General features: G+C 43.0%; 7 protein-coding genes. 6 read left to right on the forward strand and 1 reads right to left on the reverse strand.

The annotated features are described in order from the left end of the window. Position 1: 1 nt before the first annotated feature. The 6 genes from pucD to gndA all read left to right on the forward strand — a co-directional run bounded on the left by pucD (position 2) and on the right by gndA (position 7,963). On the forward strand, positions 2-2,287 hold the full coding sequence (gene pucD / locus EP737_RS11260; protein WP_246040231.1) for a xanthine dehydrogenase subunit D: 2,286 nt from the start codon (positions 2-4) through the stop codon (positions 2,285-2,287). Next, positions 2,269-2,802, forward strand: a complete 534-nt coding sequence (locus EP737_RS11265; RefSeq protein ID WP_129728065.1) for a (2Fe-2S)-binding protein — start codon at positions 2,269-2,271, stop codon at positions 2,800-2,802. The genes pucD and EP737_RS11265 overlap by 19 nt, the downstream gene beginning before the upstream one ends. Positions 2,803-2,817: 15 nt before the next feature. Continuing rightward, complete coding sequence (ade, locus tag EP737_RS11270) at positions 2,818-4,557, forward strand: adenine deaminase (RefSeq protein ID WP_129728066.1); 1,740 nt, start codon at positions 2,818-2,820, stop codon at positions 4,555-4,557. 31 nt (positions 4,558-4,588) lie between these two features. Beyond that, entirely contained in the window at positions 4,589-5,053 is a 465-nt protein-coding gene (locus EP737_RS11275; protein WP_129728067.1) for a nucleoside deaminase, read from the forward strand. 346 nt (positions 5,054-5,399) lie between these two features. Then, positions 5,400-6,149, forward strand: a complete 750-nt coding sequence (locus tag EP737_RS11280) for an inositol monophosphatase family protein (protein WP_129728068.1) — start codon at positions 5,400-5,402, stop codon at positions 6,147-6,149. 404 nt (positions 6,150-6,553) lie between these two features. Next, positions 6,554-7,963, forward strand: a complete 1,410-nt coding sequence (gndA, locus tag EP737_RS11285; protein ID WP_129728069.1) for an NADP-dependent phosphogluconate dehydrogenase — start codon at positions 6,554-6,556, stop codon at positions 7,961-7,963. Positions 7,964-8,210: 247 nt separating this feature from the next. Here gndA and EP737_RS25555 read toward each other — a convergent pair whose 3' ends face one another. Continuing rightward, positions 8,211-8,351: a hypothetical protein gene (locus EP737_RS25555; protein ID WP_165350761.1), complete on the reverse strand. Its 141-nt coding sequence runs from the start codon at positions 8,349-8,351 to the stop codon at positions 8,211-8,213. Between the last annotated feature and the right edge of the window lie 476 nt (positions 8,352-8,827).

Genomic DNA, 8,827 nt, shown 5'->3' on the forward strand with positions numbered 1-8,827 from the left:
TATGCAGCTGTTGGAGAGGGCGAAGGAAATGGGACGTATCCGTCCAGATGGCGCAGCTAAAGTAACTGGAGCACTTAAATATATGACGGATGTATCTTTTCCTGATATGCTGCATGGGAAAATCTTAAGGAGTGCACATCCCCATGCCCGCATTCTATCTATTTGCACAGAGAGGGCCAAACAGCTTTCAGGTGTTAAGGCTGTGGCAACTTATCACGATGTGCCGGGCCTAAACGGATACGGGATCGTATTTCCAGATCAGCCGGTGCTATGCGAAGACCGAGTTCGCTGCGTCGGAGATGCTATTGCTGCTGTGGCGGCGGAGACGGAGGAAGTTGCTGAGCGTGCTCTTGATCTCATCGAGGTGATTTATGAGCCGTTGCCAGTGATAGACAGTCCTGAAAAAGCGTTGAACCAAGCTGCACCGCAACTCCATCCAAATGGAAACATCTTGCATCGGGCTTCCTATGAAAAAGGGGATATAAAAAAGGGGTTTGCGAGCTGCTCTGTAATAATAGAAGAAACGTACGAACTGCCGCGGCAAATGCATGCTTATATGGAAACAGAAGGTGGGGTCGTTGTTCCTGAATGTGACGGCACAATCACTGTTTATGCAGGTACGCAGCATGGCTATAAAGATCGGTTTCAGCTATCTCGCATTTTAGATATGCCGGAAGCAAGTATACGGGTTGTTTCAAGTCCGATGGGCGGATCGTTTGGTGGAAAGGATGAACTAAATATTCAGCCATATGCAGCGTTGCTTGCATTAATGGCAAAGCGTCCAGTAAAGATTCATCAAACAAGACGCGAGTCTGTAAGAGCTGGGATAAAGCGCCACCCGATGAAAATTACGATGAAAACAGGAGCGGATGAAAACGGGCAAATTGTTGCTCACGAGGTGCGCATCCTTGCAGATACAGGCGCATATGCAACGTTAGGTCCTGCTGTATTAGACTTTGCTGTTGAGCACGCCATCGGTCCTTATGTAGTTCCAAATGTGAGTACAGAGGGTTTGTCTGTTTATACGAATAATGGGGTCGCTGGTGAATTTCGGGGATTTGGGGGCAATCAAGTTACTTTTGCTCTTGAAGGACAAATCGATCGGCTGGCAGAGAAGCTTCAGATGGATCCGCTTGATCTAAGGAGACGAAATATACGAAAGGAACATGATCTTGGACCGGTTGGGCAGCGAATTGCGCCGACAAATGGAGCTGCTCAGGTTTTGGAAGAAATTTGTAAAAAAGCAGCTGGTTTGCAGGGGAAGAAACCGGATGTGTGGAAAAAAACAGGAACAGGAATTTCGATCACGATGCATGGCGGCGGGCTTGGTTACGGACGTTTAGACCCTGCTGGAGGACGTCTTTCGTTTGGGGTTGATGGCAAAATTGAAGCTGCTTTTGGCTTTGAAGAATGCGGTCAAGGCCTTCTAGCCGTGATTGAAACGCTTATTATAGAGGAATTCGCCTGTTCCCCTGGGGATATAAAAATAACAATCGGTGACACGGCACTCGTCCCATCATCTGGATCTTCAACTGCTTCTCGGGCAACGAGTATGGTTTGGCAAGCACTGCAGCGAATGAAGGAGCCGTTTCGCCAGCAGCTGCTTGCATGTGCAGCGCGAATTGGCAGTAGAGAAGCTGATAAACTTCAGCTTGGACCAGGTGGTGTGTGGAGGCGGGATGAAGAAATGAATGCACCTGTATTCTATCTATCCTATGCGCAATTGGCAAAGAGAATGGCCCCAGAAGAGAGGATTGTTGTAAATACGCAGTTTGATTTTCCGACAAGCCCCGATCCATTTATCGGGGGGCATTATCTATATGCATTTTCTGCTGTTTTAGCGCAGGTGGAGGTCGATGAATTAACAGGGAGGGTAAAGGTAACATGTCTTGATCAAGCAATCGCAGCAGGTCCTGTTGTGAGTCCACTTGGATATCTTGGTCAAATTGAAGGCGGCGGCATAATGGCATTAGGGTATACGTTAATGGAGGAAGCTCTTATACATGATGGCTGTTATGTCACGAACAATTTTGATTCATATTTAATTCCGACAATTTATGATGTTCCGGAGCAAATGGAGGTGGAAGCGATTGAAGAGCTATGTCAAGATGACTCGTATGGACCAAGAGGCGTTGGTGAAATTGGTACGATTGCTGTAGCTCCTGCAATCGCTAAAGCAATTCATGATGCGACAGGGTATTGGGTGCGTCGATTGCCAGTTTCACCGGAGGAAATGCTACAGGCTATCAGTGCAAAGGAGAGGAAAGCATGGACGCGAAAAAAATAATACATGAACAATCCTTGCCTCTGAATGAATCTATTTCTATCACGCTTCAAGTAAACGGTGAAGAGAAGCAGCTGCAGACTATGCCTGCCGCGCGTCTGATTGATTTGCTGCGAAATGGTTTAGAGCTGACCGGAACAAAACGATCCTGTGATATTGGACGCTGCGGTGCGTGCTCTGTAATTATGAACGATTCATTAGTAAACGCCTGTCTTGTGATGGCATATCAAGCCAATCACGCTTCAATTACAACGATTGAAGGAGACGGGTTTTCTTTTATTCAAGACGCTTTTTTAAAAGAGGGAGGATTCCAGTGCGGGTATTGTACACCAGGCATGATTATCGCTGCGAAGGCTTTGCTTGATGTTGTACCGATTCCGACGGAGAAGCAAATTCGCGAGGGGCTTTCGGGAAACCTGTGCCGCTGCACAGGTTATAGCAGTATTATCCGCGCTGTGCAGCGGGCAGCCGCTATGAAGCTTGTTATTGACAGATGTAGCGCGGGAGGAAATGTGTAAAATGGGGGGATGAGGATGCTAACGAAGGTGCAATTGCAAAAACGGATTTCTGTTGCATCTAAGCACGAGCCTGCCGATCTTGTCATAAAAAACGGAACTATTGTCGATGTCTTTAATTTAGAAATCATCCTGGGCGATATTGCTATTGCAGACGGTGTGATTGTTGGTATTGGCTCATATGAAGGACATGAAGTAATCGATGCAACCAGCCAATACATTGTACCAGCTTTTATTGATGGGCATGTGCATATTGAATCGTCTATGGTCAGACCGAGAGAATTTGCAAAGGCTGTCCTTCCTCATGGGATTACAACAATTATCACTGATCCTCATGAAATTGCCAATGTTGCGGGGGGCACAGGTATATCGTTTATGCTTGAGGATTCTGAGAATCTTCCAATGGATATATTATTTATGCTTCCCTCCTGTGTTCCTGCGACATCCTTTGAAAATAGCGGGGCTGTATTAACAGCAACTGATCTAGAGCCATTTTTTTCACATCCGCGTGTGCTTGGCCTGGCGGAAGTTATGGATTATCCGGCCGTAAAACAGCGTGAGCCCTCTATGATGGATAAATTATATATGACGCTGCAGCATACGGATAAAATTGACGGACACGGTGCCGGATTAGATGACAATGCCATTAATATATATCGTTCCGTCTACATTAGTACAGATCATGAGTGTGTCACAGTAGAAGAAGCAAAGGAACGGGTGAGGCGCGGCATGTATGTGATGCTACGACAAGGCTCGGGCGCCAAAAACTTACTGGATCTTCTTCCTGCTGTTCATTCAGGAAATTCGCGCCGTTTTTTATTTTGTACTGATGATAAACATCTGGATGAATTAATTCGCGAGGGCAGCATTGATCAGAGTGTTCGATTGGCAATTCAGGCTGGTTTAGATCCATTTCTTGCTATTCAGATGGCATCACTCAATGCGGCAGAATGCTTTGGGTTATCTACAAAAGGAGCCGTAGCACCTGGCTATGAAGCAGATTTGCTTCTATTAGATAGCATACAAGAAATTGAAATTGCTAAGGTGTTAAAGGCCGGACGTGTTGTCGCGAAGAATGGAGCTGCCATATATGATGAATCGGGTGTTATTGAGCCGCCAAGCCGTCTAACTGAATCTGTGCAACTGCTTCCTTTGTCAGAAGAAGATCTGAAAATTCCAATCGGTTCAAATAAACAGGCCCGTATCATTGGTGTTATTCCAAACCAGCTTGTAACAAAGGAGCTCACTGAAACGGTACAAACAGAGAATGGCTTTTTTATTCCCTCAATCGATAATGATCAAGTCAAGCTTGTTGTGATAGAGCGCCATAAAAAGAAAGGGACTATCGGGTTGGGAGTTGTGAAAGGGCTGCAGCTGCAAGCAGGTGCGATCGCTTCAACGATTGCTCATGACTCTCATAATATCATTGTTGCCGGTACGAACGACCGTGATATTGTGACTGCAATTAGGGCCGTTCACCAGATGAACGGCGGGTTGGTGGTTGTTTCTAAAGGCAACGTCATCGGCAGCATGTCTTTACCTCTTGCAGGATTGATGTCTATGAAAAACTATGAGGATGCCAATGATGAATTGAGTAAATTACATGAAGCGTTGCACAGTGTTACGCAGGCTTCCGAAAATGTATTTTTAACACTTTCTTTTCTAAGCTTGCCAGTTATTCCTGAACTCAAATTAACCGATGGAGGATTGTTTCATGTAGGTCGATTTGAACATATTGGGGTTGCAGTAAACGACTAGGTGCTTGTGTCACCAAGAAGGGGGAGCGAAGATGAAGGTTTTTATGCAAACAGCTATTAATCTAGCTTATGAAAATGCATTTTTGAATCATGGTGGACCTTTTGGTGCTATAGTCGTGAAGGATGGAAAAATTATCGGAATGGGAAAAAATGAGGTAACAGCCTCCAATGATCCAACTGCACATGCGGAGGTACAGGCTATTCGTGATGCTTGTCGTTATTTAAACAGTTTTCAGTTAACAGATTGTGAAATCTATACGAGCTGTGAGCCGTGCCCCATGTGTTTGGGAGCTATTTATTGGGCGAGGCCGAAAGCTGTTTACTTTTATAATACGAGGGAAGAGGCTGCTGCCATTGGGTTTGATGACGCACTTATTTACGAGCAAATATCAGAGCCTCTTGATAAGAGACTTATACCCATGAAGCATTTACCAATCGATACAACTAAGTATCCGTTTGAGTTATGGAAGCATTCTAAGCAAAGGGTGGAGTATTGAAAAGAAATAAAAGAAGTCTTCCTGCGTTAGGAAGGCTTTTTTTATTTCACTTTAAGAAAGGATAAATTTCTAGCTGGAAGACCATTCGACGTAGCGAGAAATTTTAGTAATAAAGTAATAAGTAGGGCTACGCCTTTGTCTTCGCCCGGGGGCAGGGATCGTCAATCGGCGAGTTTTCTCTAACAAGATTAAGAAAGTATAACTTTTCGGGGTGGTGTCTAGTTCCCAAGGTCCAAAATGGCAGGCCTTGGGAGCTTTTCTTAACAGGGAAGCTCATATGTTCAAGACCTTGTCCTGAAATTAGTGTATGATAGTATCAGTATAAAAAGGGGAGGAGCAAACAAAAATGTACAATGAATATTTGCCGTTTATGATTAAATTAGCCAAGGATGCAGGGGAATTCATTCTCCCTCATGCAGGAAAAGCCGGTCAGCAAACTGCAAAGGCAGCAAAGGATTTTGTAACAGAGATGGATATTCGTGTGGAGAAGTTTGTGATTGATCGTATTCAGGAACAATATCCGACCCATCGTATTTTTAGTGAAGAAGCAGGTTCGCTTTCGGGAACAGAGGATTTTGAATGGGTGATCGATCCGATTGATGGGACGATTAACTATAGCATAGGCTTTCCTTTATATGGGGTGTCAATTGCTCTTACATATCAAGGAGAACCAGTTGTGGCTGCCATTTCTTTACCTGCTCTAGGTGAGTTGTTTTGGGCTGTGAAAGGAGAAGGTGCTTTTCTGAATGGGGAGCAGATTCGAGTAAGAGACGTTGACTTGTCTGAGTCGTTCTTATCCTTCGGCGACTTTGCGAAGGATGGAGACAAGCAAAGTAATGCAGAGAGACTTGAGATGCTAAGTAAACTTGTAGATGAAGTGTATCGCGTGCGGATCATCGGGACGGCAGCGGTGACGCTTCCTTATATTGCAGCTGGTCGTTGGGATGCTGTTATTTATCGAAGCCCACAGCATTACGATATTGCGGCTGGTCAGTTAATCATTGCTGAAGCTGGGGGGTTAGAAGCGGATTTAGGGGAATACAAAATCTTCTCTAATAGTAAGGTTGCTCCTCAGTTAATCAAGCTGTTATCTTAATAGGGTATGGAATTTAAACTCTTTATGCTAGGCACACCCCAATCCCTTCTGTGAATGCAGAAGGGATTTTTTGTAGTATGATTTAGTCAAAGTGTAGCAAAAATAAGTATGTACAGTGGCACCAGAATGCTTAGTATGCGAACCCTTAGTTTCTAAGGGCGGTACGGATAAGAGATAAGACAATAGTTTCCTACTGCATTACTTCTCTTTATATGCAATGGTAGGTGGATGTGCTGAAATATATTAAAGCATTCATACATTCCTTATCCCTTTTGCATGCTGTAACAAAAAAATTTTTTAAAAATTGCATCAATACTTATCCATACACGCAATAATATGGTATTCTGTTATACAGTGGTAATTATTAACCATATTTCATCAATGGATTACGGAAGGGGATACATATGTCAAAGCAACAAATTGGTGTAGTAGGCTTGGCGGTTATGGGGAAAAACCTTGCATTGAACATTGAAAGCAGAGGATATTCCGTTGCAGTTTTTAACCGTTCATTCGAAAAAACAGAAGAATTTTTAAAAACTGAGGCAGAAGGAAAGAACTTTGTAGGCGCAGCTACTGTTGAAGAGTTCGTGAACTCCTTAGAAAAACCTCGCAAGATTTTGTTAATGGTTAAAGCAGGAGCTGCAACAGATGCAACAATCGATTCTTTAAGACCTTATCTTGAAGATGGCGATATTTTGATTGACGGAGGAAACACATTCTTCCAAGACACAATTCGCCGTAACAAAGAACTTGAATCAACTGGAATCCATTTCATTGGTACAGGCGTTTCAGGTGGAGAAGAGGGAGCGTTAAAAGGTCCTTCTATCATGCCAGGAGGCCAAAAAGAGGCTTATGAGCTTGTTGAGCCAATTTTCAAAGCGATTTCAGCAAAAGTTGGAGACGACGCTTGCTGCACATATATTGGACCTAACGGTGCTGGCCATTATGTGAAAATGGTTCATAATGGTATCGAGTATGGTGATATGCAATTAATTTGTGAAGCTTACTTCATTATGAAACATGTTCTTGGCTTAAATGCTCAAGAGCTTCATGAGGTATTCGGAGAGTGGAATAAAGGCGAGTTAGACAGCTACTTAATCGAGATTACAACAGATATCTTTACTAAAGTGGACGAAGAAACAGGTAAGCCGCTTGTGGATGTGATCCTAGATACAGCTGGACAAAAAGGTACAGGTAAATGGACAAGCCAAAACGCTTTAGACTTAGGTGTACCGCTTCCAATCATCACAGAATCTGTATTTGCTCGCTTTATCTCTGCAATGAAAGAAGAGCGTGTAAAAGCAAGCAAATTGCTGCAAGGTCCTGAAGTGAAGGCGTTTGAAGGAAATAAAGAAGAATTAATTGAAGCAGTACGTAAAGCTTTATATATGAGCAAAATCTGTTCTTATGCACAAGGTTTTGCACAAATGCGCGCTGCATCTGAAGAATACGGCTGGGATCTTCGCTACGGCGATATCGCGATGATCTTCCGTGGCGGCTGCATTATCCGTGCGCAATTCCTTCAAAAAATTAAGGAAGCGTATGACCGCGATCCTGCATTGGCGAACTTGTTATTAGATCCATACTTCAAGGAAATCGTAGAAGGATACCAATCCTCATTGCGTGAAGTTCTTGCAGTGGCAATTAACCGTGGTATTCCAGTACCTTCATTCGCTAGTGCAATTGCTTACTATGACAGCTACCGTACAGAAACGTTACCTGCTAACCTTCTACAAGCACAACGTGACTACTTCGGTGCACACACATATGAGCGTGTAGATAAAGAAGGAACGTTCCATACAAACTGGATGTAAGGAACAAAGAGCCATTTATACTTAGTCATCTAAGTATAAATAGTTAAAAAAACAGCCAAGGCTTTGTGAGAAGCGCTTGGCTGTTTTTATTTCACTGTAGGAAAGTATAAATTTCCAGCCAGAAGCTGTTCGACGTAGTCGGAAATTTTAGGAATACCGTGTAAGTGAAACTACGCCTTTGCCTTCGCCAATCGGTGAAGCTTGTTATGTCTCCTCAATGCTAGGCTGTAGGAAATAATGCCTTGTTTTATGATCCATTTTTTAGATTTCGTAAAACCATGGGCATTTTTTTATTTTCCTTTTCTATTTTCTTGTTACGAATTTGGTTGTCGTTAGGGACAGCGGATCTAAATCTTGCTTGATCCATTCCATCTATGATGTTCGTCAATACAATCCCTCCTTCCTATTTTATTATTTCCTAACATATGCGATTAGAAACGAGCAAGGAATTGGTAGTCCTCTACATGTAACTGCAAAAAACGATTATTGAGATAGGGAGCGTGTAATCACTCCTCAAAGGAAGATAGATAAGGAATATTTTTCAACAGACAAAGGTATTGCAGCGCACCTGTAAATTGAGTTATATTGTATATCCACCATTTATAGCAAAACAAATGGCGGTAAATACAACATATCATTCTCTACTGGGGTAGCTGAAGAAAAGATCTTGCTAAGAAGGTGTTGACGAGACAGTTGAGTTGTGATATATTATATTTCTGCGGTGAACAAGTATTGTTCGCGTAGATGAAATAAAAAATATGATTGACATGAAAACAAGAAGATGTTATATTGTTAAAGTCGCTTTTGAGCGGCGGACAAGTTCTTTGAAAACTGAACAAAACACAAAACGTCAATGTTTTATTT

Origin of the sequence: Ectobacillus funiculus (genome assembly GCF_004138295.1) — a bacterium.
GTDB lineage: Bacteria > Bacillota > Bacilli > Bacillales > Bacillaceae_G > Ectobacillus > Ectobacillus funiculus.